This is a genomic window from Streptomyces sp. NPDC001933 (assembly GCF_042890955.1).
Taxonomy (GTDB): Bacteria; Actinomycetota; Actinomycetes; order Streptomycetales; family Streptomycetaceae; genus Streptomyces.
The window spans coordinates 148570-164748 of record NZ_JBIASS010000017.1; the positions used below are offsets into that span (position 1 = coordinate 148570).

Genomic DNA, 16179 nt, shown 5'->3' on the forward strand with positions numbered 1-16179 from the left:
CTTAGAGTACGGGGTCGGTACCCGGTGCTCAGCGCCAGGGCTCGCTGACCGTGCGCAACGTGGCGGCGGTGGCGACGGCCGCGGTGACCGCTTCGTGCCCCTTGTCCTCGTTGGACCCTTCGAGGCCGGCCCGGTCGAGCGCCTGCTCCTCGGTGTCGCACGTGAGTACGCCGAAGCCGACCGGTACTCCGGTGTCGACGGCGACCTGGGTGAGGCCGTTGGTGACGCCGTGGGACACGTATTCGAAGTGCGGGGTGCCGCCGCGGATGATCACGCCGAGCGCGACGACCGCGTCGTAGCCGCGGCCCGCGAGGACCTTGGCGACGACCGGGAGTTCGAAGCTGCCGGGCACCCGGAGCAGGGTCGGCTCGTCGATGCCGAGTTCGTGCAGGGCGCGCAGGGCGCCGTCGACGAGGCCGTCCATGATCTTCTCGTGCCATTGCGCGGCGACGACCGCCACGCGCAGGTCACCGCAGTTGCGTACGGACAGTTCGGGTGCGCCCTTGCCGCTCATGTCTCTCCTGTCGCTCGTTTCCGTGATCGTTACTGGTTGCCGCAGGTCGACGCCGTGGCGGTGTCGAGCCAGGGCAGGTCGTGCCCCATGCGGTCGCGCTTGGTGCGCAGGTAGCGGAGGTTGTGTTCGCCGGCCTGGACGGGCATCGGCTCGCGGCCGGTGACGGCGAGCCCGTGCCGCAGGATCGCGGCCGTCTTGTCGGGGTTGTTGGTCATGAGCCTGAGGCTGTTGACGCCGAGGTCCTTGAGGATCCGGGCGCCGGCCGCGTAGTCCCGGGCGTCGGCGGGCAGGCCGAGCTCCAGGTTGGCGTCGAGGGTGTCGATGCCGCGCTCCTGGAGTTCGTAGGCGCGCAGCTTGGACAGCAGGCCGATGCCCCGGCCCTCGTGGCCGCGCAGGTAGACGACGACGCCGCGGCCCTCCTCGGTGATCCGGCGCATGGAGGCGTGCAGCTGGGGGCCGCAGTCGCAGCGCTGGGACTGGAAGATGTCGCCGGTCAGGCACTCGGAGTGGACCCGGACCAGGACGTCGTCGCCGTCGCCGAGGTCGCCGTGGACGAGCGCGACGTGCTCGACGCCGTCGGTGGTGGAGCGGTAGCCGTACGCGGTGAACGCGCCGAAGGCCGTCGGCAGCCGTACCTCGGCCTCGCGGCGGACGGTCGGCTCGGAGCTTCGGCGGTAGGCGATCAGGTCCTCGATGGAGATGATTGTGAGGCCGTGCTTGCGGGCGAACGGGACGAGCTGGGGCAGCCGCAGCATCACGCCGTCCTCGCCGGCGATCTCCACGATGGCCCCGGCGGGCCGCAGTCCGGCGAGCCGGGCGAGGTCGACGGCGGCCTCGGTATGGCCGTTGCGGACCAGTACGCCGCCGGAGCGGGCGCGGAGCGGGAAGATGTGGCCGGGCCGTACGAAGTCGCCGGGGCCGGCCTCGCCGCCCGCCAGCAGCCGGAGCGTGGTGGCCCGGTCGGCGGCGGAGATGCCGGTGGTGACGCCGTGGGCGGCGGACGCGTCGACGGAGACGGTGAACGCGGTGCGCATCGACTCGGTGTTGTGGTCGACCATCTGCGGAAGCGCGAGCCGTTCCAGCTCGTCGTTCTCCATGGGTGCGCAGATCAGGCCGCGGCACTCGCTCATCATGAACGCGACGATCTCGGGGGTGGCCTTCTCGGCGGCGATGACGAGGTCGCCCTCGTTCTCCCGGTCCTCGTCGTCGACGACCACGACGGGCCGTCCGGCGGCGATGTCGCGGATCGCCTGCTCGACGGGGTCGAGACGGAGGTCCTCGGCGGCACCTTCGTGTTCCCGGTGCAACCAGGTGGGCTGGGCAGTCATGCCGTGGCTCCTTCCAGAGCGGGTGTCCGCGAACGCAGCCACCAGTCGCGCATGCCCCACAGGACCAGGGCGCCGTACACGACGTAGATGAGACCGGAGAAGGCGAGCCCGCTGTGGAAGTTCAGCGGTACGCCGACCAGGTCGACCAGCAGCCAGGCGAACCAGAACTCGACCATGCCGCGGGCCTGGGCGAGCATCGCGACGAGGGTCCCGGCGAATATGTACGCGTCCGCCCACGGGCTCCAGGAGAGCGAGGGGAACGCGGTGAACAGGCCGCCGACCGCGAGGGTGCCGAGCACGGCGCCGCCCAGCAGGTAGCCGCGCTCGCGCCAGGTGGCGAACCGTACGGCGATGGAACCGTCCTGGGCCTGCTGCCGGCCCCGGGTCCACTGCTGCCAGCCCCAGACGGCCACGGTGATGACGACGAGCTGCTTGCCGACGCTGCCCGCCTGGTGCACGGAGGCGTTGGCCGCGACCAGGACGACGCCGGACAGCAGCTGGGCGGGCCAGGTCCAGATCGAGCGGAGCCAGCCCAGGGTCAGGGCGATCAGGCCAACGGTGTTGCCGATCATGTCGGACCAGATGATGTGCTGCCCGAAGACGGTGAACGCCTCCGAGTTCAGCCAGTGCAGGGCGGTCACCGGACCGGCTCCTCGGGTGTCTGCGCGGTGTTGCCGAGCAGCCGCTCGACGTACTTCGCGATGACGTCCACCTCCAGGTTGACCGGGTCGCCGGGCTCCTTGATGCCGAGCGTGGTCAGGGCGAGGGTGGTGGGGATGAGGCTGATGGTGAAGTAGTCGGGTCCGGCGTCCACGACGGTGAGGCTGACGCCGTCGACGGTGATGGACCCCTTCTCCACCACGTAGCGGCTCAGGTGCGCGGGGAGGGAGATCTTCACGATCTCCCAGTTCTCGGAGATCCTGCGCTCGACGATGTGCCCGGTGCCGTCGACATGGCCCTGGACGATGTGTCCGCCGAGCCGGCCGCCGACCGCCATGGGGCGTTCCAGGTTGACCCGGGAGCCGGTGTCCAGGGCGCCGAGGCTGGACCGGTTCAGGGTCTCGGCCATCACGTCGGCGGTGAACTCGCCGTCGCCGAGGTCGACGACGGTGAGGCAGACGCCGTTGACGGCGATGGAGTCGCCGTGCTTGGCGCCCTCGGTGACCACGGGTCCGCGCAGGCGGAAGCGGGAGGCGTCGGCGAGCTTCTCGACGGCGGTGACTTCACCCAGTTCTTCGACAATTCCGGTGAACACTCAGTTTCCCTTCCGGGCAGGGCCGGGGACGGCGGTGATGCGCAGATCGGGGCCGATGCGGACGGTCTCGGTCACATCGAGGCGCAACGCCTCGGCGATGGTGGAGATTCCGGCGTCGGCGAGGGCCGCGGGGCCTGCGCCGAGGAGTACGGGGGCGAGATAGCCGACGACCTTGTCGACCGTTCCCGCGGCTACGAAGGCCCCGGCCAGGGTCGGGCCGCCTTCGAGGAGTACGGAGCGGATGCCGCGCCCGTGCAGGGCACGGAGCAGGGCGGGGATGTCCAGGCCGGGGCCGGTGGCGGCGCGCGGCAGCCGCAGGACGGCGGCTTCGGGCAGGTGCCCGGCGTCGGCGTCCTCGGCGACGGCGACCAGGGTGGGCGCGGTGCCGTCGAGGACCCGGGCGCCGGGGCGTACGGCGGTGGCGCCGGTGTCGACGACCACCCGCAGCGGCTGCACGGCGCCCTCGATGCCGCGTACGCCGAGCTGCGGGTCGTCGGTGCGGGCGGTGCCGGAGCCGACCATCACGGCGTCGGCCTCGGCGCGCAGCCGGTGGACGTCGGCGCGGGACTCGGCGGAGGTGATCCAGCGGCTGGTGGCGTCGGCGGCCGCGATCCGGCCGTCCAGGGTCGCCGCGTACTTCCACAGGACGTACGGGCGGCGCAGGCGCACCGAGGTCAGCCAGGCCGCGTTGCCCGCCTCGGCCTCGTCCGCGAGGAGCCCCTGCTCGGCCTTGATCCCGGCCTCGCGCAGGGTGTCGCCACCGCCGGTGGCCTGCGGGTCCGGGTCGCCGACGGCGTAGACGACGCGGGCGAGGCCGGCCTCGACGAGCGCCTGGGCGCAGGGGCCGGTGCGGCCGGTGTGGTTACAGGGTTCGAGGGTGACGTAGGCGGTACCGCCCCGGGCCCGGTCGCCCGCCTCGCGCAGGGCGTGGATCTCGGCGTGCGGTCCGCCGGCCCGTTGGTGGAAGCCTTCTCCGGCCGGGCGGCCCGTGGCGTCGAGGATGACGCAGCCGACGACGGGGTTGGGGCTGGTGGAGCCGAGACCGCGGGCGGCGAGTGTGATCGCACGGCGCATGGCGGTGATGTCGGCTGCGGTGTCCACCGGGTCCTCCTGCCTCTTCGGGCACGGACTCCGGGGCCTGTCGATGACGACAGATGAAGCGGGAACGCCACGGGGGAACGCCGGAAATGCCGGAAAGCACGGATGGATCGGTCGCCCGAAAACCATCCGCCGACGGCGGCGTACCCGCGAAACGGCCCGCCGCGCACTGCCTCCCATCCGGACTTTAACCGTCGGTCCAGGAATCCCACCTGGTCAACCGGCCGCTGGATGCGGACGGGTCGCGGACTATAACCGCCGGTTCGGAATTGCACCGACCCCGGAGTGCGCTGCTGCTGGTACACGATCAGTGTGCCACGCCGGGCGGTGGGCCATGCGGGTGAGTGTCTGTGGACTGGCTCACAGGGCGGCCGGGGCGAGGGACCTTCGTCCGGATCGGGCCGAAGAAGTTGACACTTAAAGGTCCAGACCTATTGACGCACTGGTCTAGTCCTTTTAATCTCTGCGTCACCTCCGAGGAGCGGTCCCGCGGTGTGCGCACACCCGGGGCACCAACACGACCCACCCCTTTGCCAGTTGTGTTTCCACCGAACCTCCCCAGGAGGAACCGAACGTGCTGTCCCCCACCCGTGCGAGAGCCACCCTGCTCGCAGCCGGCGTAGCCGTCGCCGGACTGCTGATGGGCTCACTCGCCGCCACCCCGTCGGCCGCCGCCGACCAGGAGTCCTGTCGCCCCGACGGGCTCTACGAGACGCCCGGTGTCTCCGTGCCCTACTGCTCCGTCTACGACACCGAGGGCCGCGAGAAGATGGGCGCCGACCACCAGCGCCGGGTCATCGGGTACTTCACCAACTGGCGGACCGGCAAGGACGGCAAACCCGCTTATCTCGTCCCCGACATCCCCTGGGACAAAGTCACCCATTTGAATTACGCGTTCGCCCATGTCGACAGCGGCAACAAGCTCTCGGTCGGCGCCGACGGGCCGGACAACGCCTCGACCGGCATGACCTGGCCGGGTGTCGCGGGCGCCGAGATGGACCCGGATCTCCCGTACAAGGGCCATTTCAACCTGCTCGACAAGTTCAAGAAGAAGCACCCGAACGTGAAGACCATGGTGTCGGTGGGCGGCTGGGCCGAGACCGGCGGCTACTTCGACGACAGCGGCAAGCGGGTGGACTCCGGCGGCTTCTACTCGATGGCGACCAACGCCGACGGCTCGGTCAACCAGGCCGGCATCGACACCTTCGCCGACTCGGCCGTCGCGTTCGTCAAGAAGTACGGCTTCAACGGCGTCGACATCGACTACGAGTACCCGACGACCATGAAGGACTCGGGCAACCCGCTGGACTGGACGCTCTCCAACGCGCGCCGGGCCGGTCTGGTCAAGGGCTACGCCGCGCTGATGAAGACGCTGCGCGAGAAGCTCGACCGGGCGTCCGCCGCCGACGGCACGCACTACCTGCTGAGCGTGGCCGCGCCCTCGTCCGGCTATCTGCTGCGCGGGATGGAGACCTTCCAGGTCCAGAAGTACCTGGACTACGTCAACATCATGTCGTACGACCTGCACGGCGCCTGGAACGAGTACGTCGGCCCCAACGCCGCCCTCTTCGGCGACGGCAAGGACGCCGAACTCGCCCGGGCGAGCGTCTACTCGACCTCTCAGTACGGCGGCACCGGCTACCTCAACACCGACTGGGCGTACCACTACTTCCGCGGCTCGATGCCGTCCGGCCGGATCAACATCGGCCTGCCTTACTACACCCGCGGTTTCAAGAACGTGCAGGGCGGCACGGACGGGCTGTGGGGCCGGGCCGCCACCACCGACTGCCCGGCCGGCGCGGGCCTGACCAAGTGCGGTGACGGCGCCGTCGGCATCGACAACCTCTGGCACGACAAGGACACCGACGGCAAGGAATCACCGGCCGGTTCCAACCCGATGTGGCATGCGAAGAACCTGGAGAAGGGTGTCGTGGGCGACTACGTCACCGACTACGGATTCCCCGCCGGCACCGAGCTGACCGGTACCTACGCCCGCAAGTACGACTCGACGCTGGTCGCGCCCTGGCTCTGGAACGCCGAGAAGAAGGTCTTCCTGTCCACCGAGGACGAGCAGTCGGTCGCCGCGAAGGCGGACTACGTCGTCGACAAGGGCATCGGCGGCACCATGATCTGGGAGCTCGCGGGCGACTACGGCTGGAACGCGGCCAAGGGCCAGTACGAGCCGGGCTCCACGCTGACCTCGACGATGTACGACAAGTTCAAGTCGGCCACCCCGTACGGTGCGAAGCGGTCCACCATCGATCTGCCCACCGAGGCGCTCGACATCGATGTGTCCTTCGACCAGTTCCCGCTCGGTGACTCGAACTACCCGATCAGCCCCAAGCTGAAGATCACCAACAACACGAAGGCGACCCTGCCCGGCTCCACGGAGTTCCGGTTCGACTACTCGACCTCCGCGCCGGCCAACGCCAAGGACCAGTCGGGCTTCGGCACGACGATCGTGCGCAGCGACCACACCGCCGCCAACAACATCGGCGGACTCAAGGGCGACTACAACCGCGTCTCGCTGAAGCTGCCGGCCTGGCAGAGCCTGGCCCCCGGCGCCTCGGTCGAGCTCGACTTCGTCTACTACCTGCCCACCTCCACGCCGTCGAACTGGACGGTGACCTTCGGCGGGAAGTCGTACGCCCTCGCCGCCGACCTGGCGCGCGGCACCACCCTGGTCGACCCCGGCACGGGCACGTCGACACCCTCGCCGTCGCCGGACCCGACGCCCGGTGGCGGCGGCTGCACCGCGCCCGTCTGGAGCGCGGGCTCCGAGTACGGCGCCGGTACGACGGTCACCCACGGCACGCACCAGTGGAAGGCCAAGTGGTGGACGAAGGGCGAGGAGCCCGGCTCCACCGGTGACTGGGGGGCCTGGCAGGACCTCGGGGTCTGCTGACGCCCCGCCCACTGCCGCCCGGCGGTGACCGGTTCGCCCCCGGTCACCGCCGGGCTCCGCCATGCCCGGGGGCTACCCGGCCGGTGCGAACAGCTCGTCCTGGGCCGCGTCCCGGGCGGCGAGCAGCGCGCCGCGCAGCACCGCCGCGCCGCCCAGCCGGCCGGCCCTGACCTCGGTGCGCAGCGGTGACATCAGGGTCAGCCGCTCCTCGACGCGTGCCGCGAGCGCGTCGCCGCCCGCGTGGCCGACCTCGCCCGCCAGCAGCACACAGCCCGGGTCGAGGACGGCGGCGATGGCGGCGGCGCCGAGCGCGAGACGGCCGGCGAGCGCGTCCAGGAACCCCTCCCCGTCCCCCTCACCAGCCAGCGCGGCCCGCACGGCCGACGCGGCTCCCGGTTCCTTGTCGCCCTCGGCCGCGCCCGGGGGCACGGCGATGCCGTGGGCGGCGGCCAGTTCGCAGACCGGGGCCGAGCCGACCAGGGAGTGGAAGCCGCCGTCGCAGTTGAGCGCCGACGGCGCACCGGCCGTGCCGGGCACCGGCAGGAAGCCGATCTCGCCCGCTCCGCCGGAGGCTCCCCGGCGGAGCTTCCCGTCCAGCATGACGGCGGCGCCGACGCCGTGGCCGAGCCAGAAGAGCACGAAGGTGTCGCGGTCGGCGGCCGCGCCGCCGCGGTGTTCGGCGACGGCGGCGAGATTGGTCTCGTTCTCGACCAGGACGGTCGCGGGCAGCCGCTGCTGGAGCACCCGCACCAGCCGCCGGTGCCAGGCGGGCAGTCCGCTGGTGTCGCGCAGCTCGCCGGTGACCGGGTCGATCAGCCCGGGTGCGCCGATGCCGACACTGTGCAGCGGACCGGCACCGGCCTCGCGCGCGGTGCGCTCCAGGAGTGCGGCGGCCTGTTCGGCCGCGGCCTCGGTGCCGGTGTCGCTGCCGATGGGCAGGGTCGCCTCGGCGAGCGTGGTGCCGAGGAGGTCGGCGACGACCACGGCGACGCTGCCGGTGCGTACGTCGAGTGCGGCAAGGTGGGCGCGGTCGGCGGCGATCCCGTACAGCCGGGCGTTGGGGCCGCGGCGCTCGGCACCGGCCTCGCCGACGACCCGGATCAGACCGGCTCCCTGCAGGCGCTCGACGAGGTCGGCGACGGTGGGCCGGGAGAGGCCGGTCAGGGTCTTCAGCTGTGTGGCCGTCAGCGGGCCGTCCTGCTGGAGCAGTCGCAGGGCGAGCCGGTCGTTGATGGCCCGTGCGGTGCTCGGTGATGCGGGCATGCCGGGATCCTTCCAGATCGCTGACGTACTGATCGCTGACGCAGTGGACGCACCGGCGCACTATTTATCAGGCAGGGTTCCTGATAGTTTACTGCGCGCACCGTGGAGACGGGCACCGGGACCACCGGAGACAGCGGATTCCGAGAGAATCTTTCAGGGGAGGGCACGGCGGTATGACAGCGGATTCCACAGAGGCGGACTTCGGCACGGCGCAGGTGAGGCGGGCCAGGTTCGCCGTCGCCGCGGTCTTCACCGTGCACGGCGCGGTGACCGGCAGCTTCGCCACCCGGGTGCCCTGGATCCAGGAGCACGCCGGGGTCAGCGCCGGTCAGCTCGGCCTGGCTCTCGCCTTCCCGGCGATCGGCGCCTCGCTCGCGATGCCGCTGGCCAGCGCGATCAGCCATCGCTTCGGCGCAAGAACCGCACTGCGCGGGCTGCTCGCCCTGTGGACGCTGGCGCTGGTCCTGCCCGCACTGGCACCCGACCTGCTGACGCTGTGCGCCGCGCTCTTCGTGTACGGGGCATCGGCCGGCATGTCGGACGTGGCGATGAACGCCCTCGGCGTCGAGGTGGAGAACCGCCTCGACAAGTCGATCATGTCCGGGCTGCACGGGATGTGGAGCGTGGGCGCCCTGATCGGTTCGGCGGCGGGCACGGTGGCCGCGCATCTGGGCACCGACGCCCGGCTGCACCACACGCTGGCCGCCCTCGTGCTCACCGCGCTCGGCCTGATCGCCTGCCGGGGCGTACTGAATCTGCGCAGCGAACCGGACGAGGAGCCGCCGCCGCGCTTCACGCTGCCGCCGAGGTCGGCGCTGATCATCGGCGCGGTGGGCTTCTGCGCGGTGTTCGCGGAGGGCGCCAGTCTGGACTGGTCGGCGGTCTATCTCCGGGACATCATGGACACCTCCGCCGGGCTCGCCGCGGCGTCCACGACGGCGTTCGCGCTGACCATGGCGGTCGCCCGGATCGCCGGCGACAAGGTCGTCGACCGCTTCGGCGCGGTCAGGACCGTACGGTTCGGCGGTGTCCTCGCAACGGTCGGCGGACTGCTCGTGGTCGCCTCGCCGAACGCGGTCCTGGCGATGTGCGGCTTCGGGTTCCTCGGGCTCGGTGTGGCCGTGGTCGTCCCGCTCGCCTTCGCGGCGGCCGGGCGCAGCGGGCCGAACCCGAGCCAGGCGATCGCGGGCGTCGCCACCATCACGTACACCTCCGGGCTGATCGCCCCGTCCGCGATCGGCTCGCTGGCCGAGGCGACCTCGCTGGTCGTGTCGTTCGGCCTGGTGACGGTGCTGGCGTTCGGCCTGGTGCTGGGGGCCGGGGTGCTGCGGGCGGGCGACCGCAGGTCGGTGTCCCCCTCGGACGCCGGCGCCCCGAGCGCGGCGGCCGTCGAGCAGCGTCCCTGAACCCCCGCACCGGCGCACGGCCGGTGCGTCGCTCCCGGTCCCCCCGCCTCATCTGCGTCGTCCGTGCTCAGGACGCCCGGCCCGGCCGCGAACACTCTGCGGCCGGGCATTAGCATGACGCTGCTCATTTCCGCGGCAACGTGCCCGGCGAGGGCCGCAGCGCGCGACGACGCGGGGCGATCCCCCACCCTCATGGCCCGTCCTGTCGGCATGCGCCGGAACTGCGTGTTCCGCTAGTCATCGAGCAGCCATCGGGCCCCGGTCCGGCCGGCGGATCTCAGCACCACCCCAGCAACACATCGAGGAGCAAGACCATGGCGGGCTTCGGCTGGAAGCTGCACGGCGACGGCAAGAGCCTCGCACCGGGTGAGGTCGTGAGGCCGGACGAGCGGCTCGCCTGGGGGCGCACGGTCGGTCTCGGCGCGCAGCACGTGGTCTCCATGATCGGAGCCTGCTTCGTCGCCCCCGTCCTGATGGGGCTCGACCCCAACCTCGCCGTGATGGCCTCCGGCGTGGCCACCATTCTCTTCCTGCTGATCACCCGGGGCCACATCCCGAGCTACCTGGGCAGCAGCCTCTCGTTCATCGGTGTCGCCGCCGTCATCGGCGCACAGGGGGGTGATGCGGCGACCCTCACCGGCGCCCTGCTGGTCGTCGGCGCGGTCCTCTTCCTGTGCGGGGCGGTCGTCCGGGCTCTCGGGGCCCGTGTCATCCACGCGGTACTGCCTCCGGTGGTCACGGGTGCGGTGGTCATGCTGATCGGGTTCAACCTGGCGCCGGTCACCGCCGGCACCTACTGGCCCCAGGACCAGTGGACGGCTCTTCTGACCATGCTGTTCACGGGTTTCGCCCTGGTCGTGCTGCGCGGTTTCTGGTCCCGTATCGCGATCTTCCTCGGGCTGGCCTTCGGGTACGTCGCCTCCTGGGTCTTCGACCGCGTGTTCGGCAAGATCCACTCCCCCGCGGGCGGCACCGAGGCGGTCGACCACTGGCGCCTGGACCTCTCGGGCGTGTCCAAGGCGGACTGGATCGGCCTTCCCGACTTCCATGCCCCGAGCTTCTCGCTCTCGGCCGTTCTGGTCGCCCTGCCCGTCGTCATCGCCCTCGTCGCCGAGAACGCGGGACACGTCAAGGCGGTCGGTGAGATGACGGGCGAACCGCTCGACGACCGGCTCGGTACGGCGATCATGGCCGACGGTGCGGCGACCGTGCTGTCGACGTCCGTGGGCGGCCCCGCGACCACCACGTACGCCGAGAACATCGGTGTCATGGCCGCCACACGTGTCTACTCGACCGCTGCCTACTGGTGCGCGGCGGGCTTCGCGATCCTGTTCGGGCTCTGCCCCAAGTTCGGTGCCGTCGTGGCCGCCATTCCCGGCGGTGTCCTCGGCGGCATCACGGTCATCCTCTACGGCATGATCGGCCTGCTGGGCGCCCAGATCTGGGTCCGTTCCCGGGTCGACCTCTCCAACCCCCTGCACCTGGTGCCGGTGGCCGCGGGTCTCATCGTCGGCATCGGCAATGTGAGCCTGAAGCTCACGGACAACTTCCAGCTCAGCGGTATCGCGCTGGGGACGCTGATCGTCCTCATCGGCTACCACGCGCTGCGCGTCATGGCTCCCGCCCACATGGCGGACGAGCCGCCGCTCCTCGAACCGGAAAACGTGGGGTACGACCGAGGCGTGCCGGGCGGATCGTGAGCGCAGACGCCGCCATCAGTGAGGCCGTTCCGACAGGGAACGGCCTCACTGATCTGTTCGCCTCACCGATCCGTACGCCACCCGGCAGGTCGCGGTCCACGTCCGGGCCCGCGGGGTTCAGACGTCGACGGACACGTACTCCTTGCCCTTGTCGTTCTCGATGACGACCTTCTGTACGTCGTCCATCGGGACGGCCGCCGAGCCGTCGAGGTTGGCGCCCTTCTTCTCGTCGGCGACGAGCCAGCTGCCCGCGATCTCGCGGCTGCCGTCCTTCGCGACGACCACCACGCGGCAGCGCTCGCCCGCCGGGATGCCCGTGACCGAGGCGTTGAGGCGGATCCAGTCGACGGCCGGGGTCACCCGGAGCCTCATCTCGCTGCCGGTCGAGGCGCTGCGGCCCTCGACGACCTTCATGCCGCCCGGCTGGGCCGGTGGCACGGTCGCCGTGACCGAGGGGGCCGGGGGTGTCGCCTCATGGGTGCGTTCGCCGGTGTTCTGGCCGATCAGGACGCCGCCGCCGAGGACGGCTGCCGCCGCGACCGCCGCGACCGCGCCCAGGACCGCTCTTCGCCGCAGCGTCTGCCCGGCGCGTTCGCTGCGGACCTGCCTCAGCGTGCGCTGGAGCAGCAGGTCACCGCCTTCCGGGGGCCCGTCGAGGAACGCCTCCGGGGGTACTTCGCCGAGCGCGGACTCCATGTCCCGCAGCCCGTCCAGTTCGTCGCGGCACTTCTGGCACGACGCCATGTGTTCGTCGACGGTTCGCACCTCCTGCTCATCGAGCGCGCCGAGGACGTAGGCGCCGAGCAGTTCGCTGTCATGTTCCTTGGTGCTCACACCGCCACCCCCTTCAACGCCACCAGCTTCACTGCCTTCGGTCTGTCCGCGTACATGTCCCGCAGGGCCTTCAACGCATAGTGTGACCGGGACTTGACCGTCCCGGGTGGTATCCCGAGCCTGTTCGCCGCCTCGGCGACGCTCCGGCCCTGGAAGTAGATTTCCATGAGCACGTCCCGGTGGTCCGGGGAGAGCCGGTCGAGCGCCTCCATGACGACCATCGAGTCGACCACGGCGTCCGCGTGGTCCTGCTCGACGGGCTGGGTGGTCACCGACTCGGCGACCTCCGTGGGGCGCGCGGCCTTGGCCCGGTACCGGTCCGTGATGATGTTGCGGGCCACGGTGAGCAGCCAGCCGCGCACCGAGCCCTTGCCGTTGACCAGCGCGTCCGGGTGTTTCCAGGCCCGGATCAGGGTTTCCTGGACCACGTCCTCGGCGGCGCTGCGATCGCCGGTCAGGCGTTGCGCGTACGCGAGCAGGGCTCTGCCGTGTTCCTCGTAGAGGGACCGGATCAGTGCCTCGTCACCGGTGTCCTGTCTCTGCCGGCTGCGGGACCACAATGCCGCCATCCATCTTCTCCGTCCTCTCCTGGGCCGATGCGCTGAACACGGACGGCGGGCCGGGCCGGTTCAATCCCGGATCGATGTGAACTGAATCACAGGTCGGTCGGGGGTGTGCGAGGGGTCCTGGTCACCCGGCCTTGCACTGCCGGTCCTCGTTGATGCAGCGCACCAGCTCCGCCATGCGGTCCCCGGTCATCACGTTCACGAACATCGCGTGGTCGGTGATCGGATCGCGCAACTGCTCCGGGAAGGAGTCGACGGCGAACGGCGTGCCCTCCGGGAGTTCATAGGTGAGGGTGACGCGCAGTTGCGGCACGGGGAACGTGGCCCGCGGGCAGGTGCCGTCGGCGGCGGGGAACTGTGCGTGCGTACGGTGGTCGGGGCTGTCGGTGGCGAGGCCGTTCCAGCAGCTCGGGAAGTCCAGGGTGCGGGTCGGTCCGCTGCCCTGCGGGCAGCGTGCGTAGTTCTGGGTGAACCGGTCCGGGTAGCCGGAACAGCCCCACTGGGCGCGGACGTTCGCTCTGTCCGTGGTGGCCGCGACCGGGTCGCCCGTGATCAGCCGCATGAAGCGGGGCATGCCGACGACCGAGCTGACCGGGTTGCCGCGGAACTCCACCCGCACCGAGGAGGCGGTGACGACCTCGCCGGTGTTGCCGTGGGCGCCTACGCCGGCCTTGTGGGCGTCGCCGGTGCGGTCGAGGCGGCGCAGCACCGGCCAGTAGTACGTGGACCGGTCGCCGCCCGCGCAGGTGGTGTCGGCGGCGGCCAGAGTCCGGTCGGTGGACAGGGCGTCGGTGGAGAGATTGCCGACGTAGTCGTGGGTGTGGTGGGCGCCGTTCACGACGCCCGGGGAGGTCACGACGTTGTCCATGTTGTAGTGGCCCTGTTCGTTGCGGCCGCAGTCGACGGTGTACGAGCCGGTGGACGCGTCGGGTCCGGCCGCGGGCGCCCGGGCCGGCACAACGGTCCCGATGTCCACGTACTTGTCGTCGGCGGGTGCGCCGGACACCGTGGCGGCCCTGTCGGCGCCGAACGTCATGACGCCCAGGATCACGATCATCCCGAGTGTCACGGGCAGAATCCCCCAGAAGAGAAGGGAGTTGGGGAGGGGCAGCTTGATCCGCACGGAAGCAGGGTGTCACCGGGGGCCGGGGCAATCAAGATTGCCCACAGGCCACCCGCGAAACCTCCGTCACCTCCTTGCCGGTGAACGTCAGCGGAACAACTGCCCTCGTACGGCTCCGTCGGGGAACTCCCGGGTGTGCACGTTCGAGTAGAAGCCGGTCGGGCTCCCCTTGAGGCGTGCGATGACCTCGGCGTCGGGGACGCTGACGCTGCCGGAGATCGCGAAGACGTTCTTCGGTACGGGAGTGACGAACAGCGGGAGCCGTACGTCGCCGTTCTCGCCGAGCACCCCCTCGTGGATGTGTCCGGCCAGCGGCGCCCCGATGTTCACCCAGGCCATGGAGTAGTCGACGCGGTCCGTCCTCGGGTGCAGGAACGTGGTGCTGTGCCCGTCCGGGTCGCCCGCCTTGCCGGGGTCGTCGGCCGGGACCTCCTGGCCGCCGTCCGCGAGCGCGCGCAGCTTGCCGCCCCTGATGATGCTGAGCGGGTTCACCGGCTTCTCCAGGAGCCGGAGTTGGCCGCGCACCGCGCCGCCGGGGAACTCCTCGGAGTGCAGGTCGACGTAGAAGCCGCCGGGGTCTGTGCGCAGTTGTCGGGCGAGCGCGGCGGAGGACATCGAGGTCTGCCCGGCGGCGGAGTTCACCGAGGCGGGCATGGCCGTGCCGAACAGCGCGGCCTTCACCCCGCCGTCGCTGCCGGGCCGGCCCCGGTGGAGGTGGCCGCGGGTCGGCCTGCCAATGCCGTTCCAGGTGAGGGCGAAGGTGACGCGGTCGCCTTTGACCTTGACGAGCGCGACGGCCTTGCCGTCCTGGTCGCCCGCGGTGGGCCCGTCCTGGTCGCCGGTGAGCCGGGCGATCAGGGAGACGGCCGGTGCCTGCGCCGCTTCGGCGGTGGCCGCCGAGACCTCGGCGCCACGGGAGCCCCCGGCGTCGGGGCCGTCCTCGGCCAGCGCCGGGCTCGTACCGGCGAAACCGGTGAGACCGGCGAGGAGCACGGCGGCGGCCGCCGCAACAGTGAGCCTGCGCATGTCTTTCGTCCTTCCGGGAGTGGGGCTTCCAGTCGGGGCCCTTCGCGTCGACGAACGGACGGACGGCCCGAGCGGTTCAACGCCGCCCGCGATCCGGGCTGTCGGGGGCCGGAGCGCTGAAGGGGGCGGATGCGTGCTGAACCCGATGTGCAGGGAGCACGTGTGGGCACGGGGAACTCACCCCGTCACGTTCCACGACGTACGAGAGAGGTCATCACCATGCGTGCACGCAAGGCTCTTTTCGCGATCCCGCTGGCCCTGGGACTTGTCGCCTGCGGGGCCGGGAGCGACGGCGACACCAGCGGCGGCGAGAGGCCGGTCAAGGCCGTGCCCGGCACCGAGGTCACCGTGGCGGACGTCGGGCTCGGCTCCATCCTGGTCGACGGCAAGGGCCGCACCCTGTACGCCTTCACCAAGGACAAGGACGCCGCGAGCAACTGCGACGCGGAGTGCATCGCCGTGTGGCCCGCGCTGACCAGCCCCGCCCCCGCCACCGCGGGCCGGGGCGTCAGGAAGTCGCTGCTGCGCGAGGCGAAGCAGTCGGGGGGTGCCGTCCACGTCACGTACGGGGACTGGCCGCTGTACTACTACGTCGGTGACATGGCGCCCGGTGACGTCAACGGGCAGGGCCTGGACGGCGAGTGGTTCGCCGTGGCGCCCGACGGCAAGCTCGTCCGCAGGGCCGCGTGACCCTCCCTGCGGCCCCGACGCCCGTACGCCCTTGATCCGGCGGGCCGTTGAACCGTCCCGCGTCCGCCGTCGTTCCTGGAGCGGGGCGGGACCTGCCCGCCGGACGACGCGTACGAGGGAGGAGCCTTGGCCGAGATCGAGATGCCGGGAGACGAGGTCCAACGTCTCGGTGAACTCCTGGGCCGGGTGATGGATCTCATCGACACCCGGCCCTCTGGCTACGACCCCGAGGACGTCGGCCCGCCGCTGGTGCGCCCCGGCACCAACTTCGACGAGCAGTGGAAGGACGGGCGCGTGCAGGTCAAGCGGAACAGCAAGGACCTCAAGGACGCCTGCGAGGCCATTGTGAAGGCCTTCGCCGACTTCGACACCAAGATGGGCTCTTCGCTGAAGGAAGACGGCGGCCAGGGCGGGGGCGGCGACGCGACGCCCGCCGGGAGCGGCACCCGGCCGTCCTAGGGCGACGGACTC

15 protein-coding genes and 1 riboswitch are annotated in these 16179 nt (G+C 71.2%); of the genes, 5 read left to right on the forward strand and 10 right to left on the reverse strand.

The window, feature by feature from the left end; genetic code table 11:
* Positions 1–28: 28 nt before the first annotated feature.
* The 5 genes from ribH to ribD are packed head-to-tail and all read right to left on the reverse strand — an operon-like array spanning position 29 to position 4198.
* Positions 29–514: a 6,7-dimethyl-8-ribityllumazine synthase gene (ribH, locus tag ACFYY7_RS33280; protein ID WP_124718909.1), complete on the reverse strand. Its 486-nt coding sequence runs from the start codon at positions 512–514 to the stop codon at positions 29–31.
* A gap of 29 nt (positions 515–543) precedes the next feature.
* Positions 544–1842, reverse strand: coding sequence for a bifunctional 3,4-dihydroxy-2-butanone-4-phosphate synthase/GTP cyclohydrolase II (locus ACFYY7_RS33285; RefSeq protein ID WP_388667549.1), 1299 nt, complete (start codon positions 1840–1842; stop codon positions 544–546).
* On the reverse strand, positions 1839–2483 hold the full coding sequence (locus ACFYY7_RS33290) for a nicotinamide riboside transporter PnuC (protein ID WP_388667550.1): 645 nt from the start codon (positions 2481–2483) through the stop codon (positions 1839–1841). Before ACFYY7_RS33290 ends, ACFYY7_RS33285 begins: the two co-directional genes overlap by 4 nt.
* Positions 2480–3097, reverse strand: a complete 618-nt coding sequence (locus ACFYY7_RS33295; RefSeq protein WP_388667551.1) for a riboflavin synthase — start codon at positions 3095–3097, stop codon at positions 2480–2482. The genes ACFYY7_RS33290 and ACFYY7_RS33295 overlap by 4 nt, the downstream gene beginning before the upstream one ends.
* Positions 3098–4198, reverse strand: coding sequence for a bifunctional diaminohydroxyphosphoribosylaminopyrimidine deaminase/5-amino-6-(5-phosphoribosylamino)uracil reductase RibD (gene ribD / locus ACFYY7_RS33300; protein ID WP_388667552.1), 1101 nt, complete (start codon positions 4196–4198; stop codon positions 3098–3100).
* A gap of 159 nt (positions 4199–4357) precedes the next feature.
* Positions 4358–4488: riboswitch (FMN riboswitch) on the reverse strand.
* A gap of 281 nt (positions 4489–4769) precedes the next feature.
* Between ribD and ACFYY7_RS33305 the strand changes: the two genes are divergently transcribed.
* Positions 4770–7100, forward strand: coding sequence for a chitinase C-terminal domain-containing protein (locus ACFYY7_RS33305; RefSeq protein WP_388667553.1), 2331 nt, complete (start codon positions 4770–4772; stop codon positions 7098–7100).
* A 72-nt stretch (positions 7101–7172) separates the two neighbouring features.
* Here ACFYY7_RS33305 and ACFYY7_RS33310 read toward each other — a convergent pair whose 3' ends face one another.
* Complete coding sequence (locus ACFYY7_RS33310; protein ID WP_388667554.1) at positions 7173–8363, reverse strand: ROK family protein; 1191 nt, start codon at positions 8361–8363, stop codon at positions 7173–7175.
* Positions 8364–8536: 173 nt separating this feature from the next.
* On the opposite strand from ACFYY7_RS33310, the gene ACFYY7_RS33315 reads away from it, so the two are divergent.
* Together ACFYY7_RS33315 and ACFYY7_RS33320 are read left to right on the forward strand one after the other, a co-directional pair.
* A complete protein-coding gene (locus ACFYY7_RS33315; RefSeq protein ID WP_388667555.1) occupies positions 8537–9769 on the forward strand; it encodes an MFS transporter in 1233 nt (410 codons plus the stop codon).
* Positions 9770–10083: 314 nt separating this feature from the next.
* On the forward strand, positions 10084–11469 hold the full coding sequence (locus tag ACFYY7_RS33320) for a uracil-xanthine permease family protein (protein WP_388667556.1): 1386 nt from the start codon (positions 10084–10086) through the stop codon (positions 11467–11469).
* Positions 11470–11586: 117 nt separating this feature from the next.
* On the opposite strand, the gene ACFYY7_RS33325 is transcribed toward ACFYY7_RS33320, so the two are convergent.
* The 4 genes from ACFYY7_RS33325 to ACFYY7_RS33340 form a co-directional block, all read right to left on the reverse strand.
* Positions 11587–12303: a zf-HC2 domain-containing protein gene (locus ACFYY7_RS33325; protein ID WP_388667557.1), complete on the reverse strand. Its 717-nt coding sequence runs from the start codon at positions 12301–12303 to the stop codon at positions 11587–11589.
* Entirely contained in the window at positions 12300–12872 is a 573-nt protein-coding gene (locus tag ACFYY7_RS33330) for a sigma-70 family RNA polymerase sigma factor (RefSeq protein WP_072489594.1), read from the reverse strand. The genes ACFYY7_RS33325 and ACFYY7_RS33330 overlap by 4 nt, the downstream gene beginning before the upstream one ends.
* Positions 12873–12993: 121 nt before the next feature.
* Positions 12994–13992 (reverse strand): DUF1996 domain-containing protein, encoded by a 999-nt coding sequence (locus tag ACFYY7_RS33335; protein ID WP_388667558.1) that lies wholly within the window; start codon positions 13990–13992, stop codon positions 12994–12996.
* 87 nt (positions 13993–14079) lie between these two features.
* The gene (locus ACFYY7_RS33340) at positions 14080–15018 is read right to left on the reverse strand and encodes a CHRD domain-containing protein (RefSeq protein ID WP_388667559.1); all 939 of its coding nucleotides are present in this window, start codon (positions 15016–15018) and stop codon (positions 14080–14082) included.
* A 219-nt stretch (positions 15019–15237) separates the two neighbouring features.
* Here ACFYY7_RS33340 and ACFYY7_RS33345 point away from each other — a divergent pair, with 219 nt between their 5' ends.
* Both ACFYY7_RS33345 and ACFYY7_RS33350 read left to right on the forward strand, forming a co-directional pair.
* Positions 15238–15708 carry a hypothetical protein gene (locus ACFYY7_RS33345; RefSeq protein WP_388667560.1) on the forward strand — a complete coding sequence of 157 codons (471 nt, stop codon included), beginning with the start codon at positions 15238–15240 and terminating at the stop codon, positions 15706–15708.
* A gap of 126 nt (positions 15709–15834) precedes the next feature.
* Positions 15835–16167 carry a hypothetical protein gene (locus ACFYY7_RS33350; RefSeq protein ID WP_388667561.1) on the forward strand — a complete coding sequence of 111 codons (333 nt, stop codon included), beginning with the start codon at positions 15835–15837 and terminating at the stop codon, positions 16165–16167.
* Positions 16168–16179: the final 12 nt, after the last annotated feature.

Coding starts and splice junctions, on each gene's coding strand:
- ACFYY7_RS33345 (WP_388667560.1), top strand. CDS start 15,238: ATGCGTGCACGCAAGGCTCTTTTCGCGATCCCGCTGGCCCTGGGACTT.
- ACFYY7_RS33340 (WP_388667559.1), bottom strand. CDS start 15,018: ATGCGCAGGCTCACTGTTGCGGCGGCCGCCGCCGTGCTCCTCGCCGGT.
- ACFYY7_RS33315 (WP_388667555.1), top strand. CDS start 8,537: ATGACAGCGGATTCCACAGAGGCGGACTTCGGCACGGCGCAGGTGAGG.
- ACFYY7_RS33330 (WP_072489594.1), bottom strand. CDS start 12,872: ATGGCGGCATTGTGGTCCCGCAGCCGGCAGAGACAGGACACCGGTGAC.
- ribH (WP_124718909.1), bottom strand. CDS start 514: ATGAGCGGCAAGGGCGCACCCGAACTGTCCGTACGCAACTGCGGTGAC.
- ACFYY7_RS33310 (WP_388667554.1), bottom strand. CDS start 8,363: ATGCCCGCATCACCGAGCACCGCACGGGCCATCAACGACCGGCTCGCC.
- ACFYY7_RS33285 (WP_388667549.1), bottom strand. CDS start 1,842: ATGACTGCCCAGCCCACCTGGTTGCACCGGGAACACGAAGGTGCCGCC.
- ACFYY7_RS33320 (WP_388667556.1), top strand. CDS start 10,084: ATGGCGGGCTTCGGCTGGAAGCTGCACGGCGACGGCAAGAGCCTCGCA.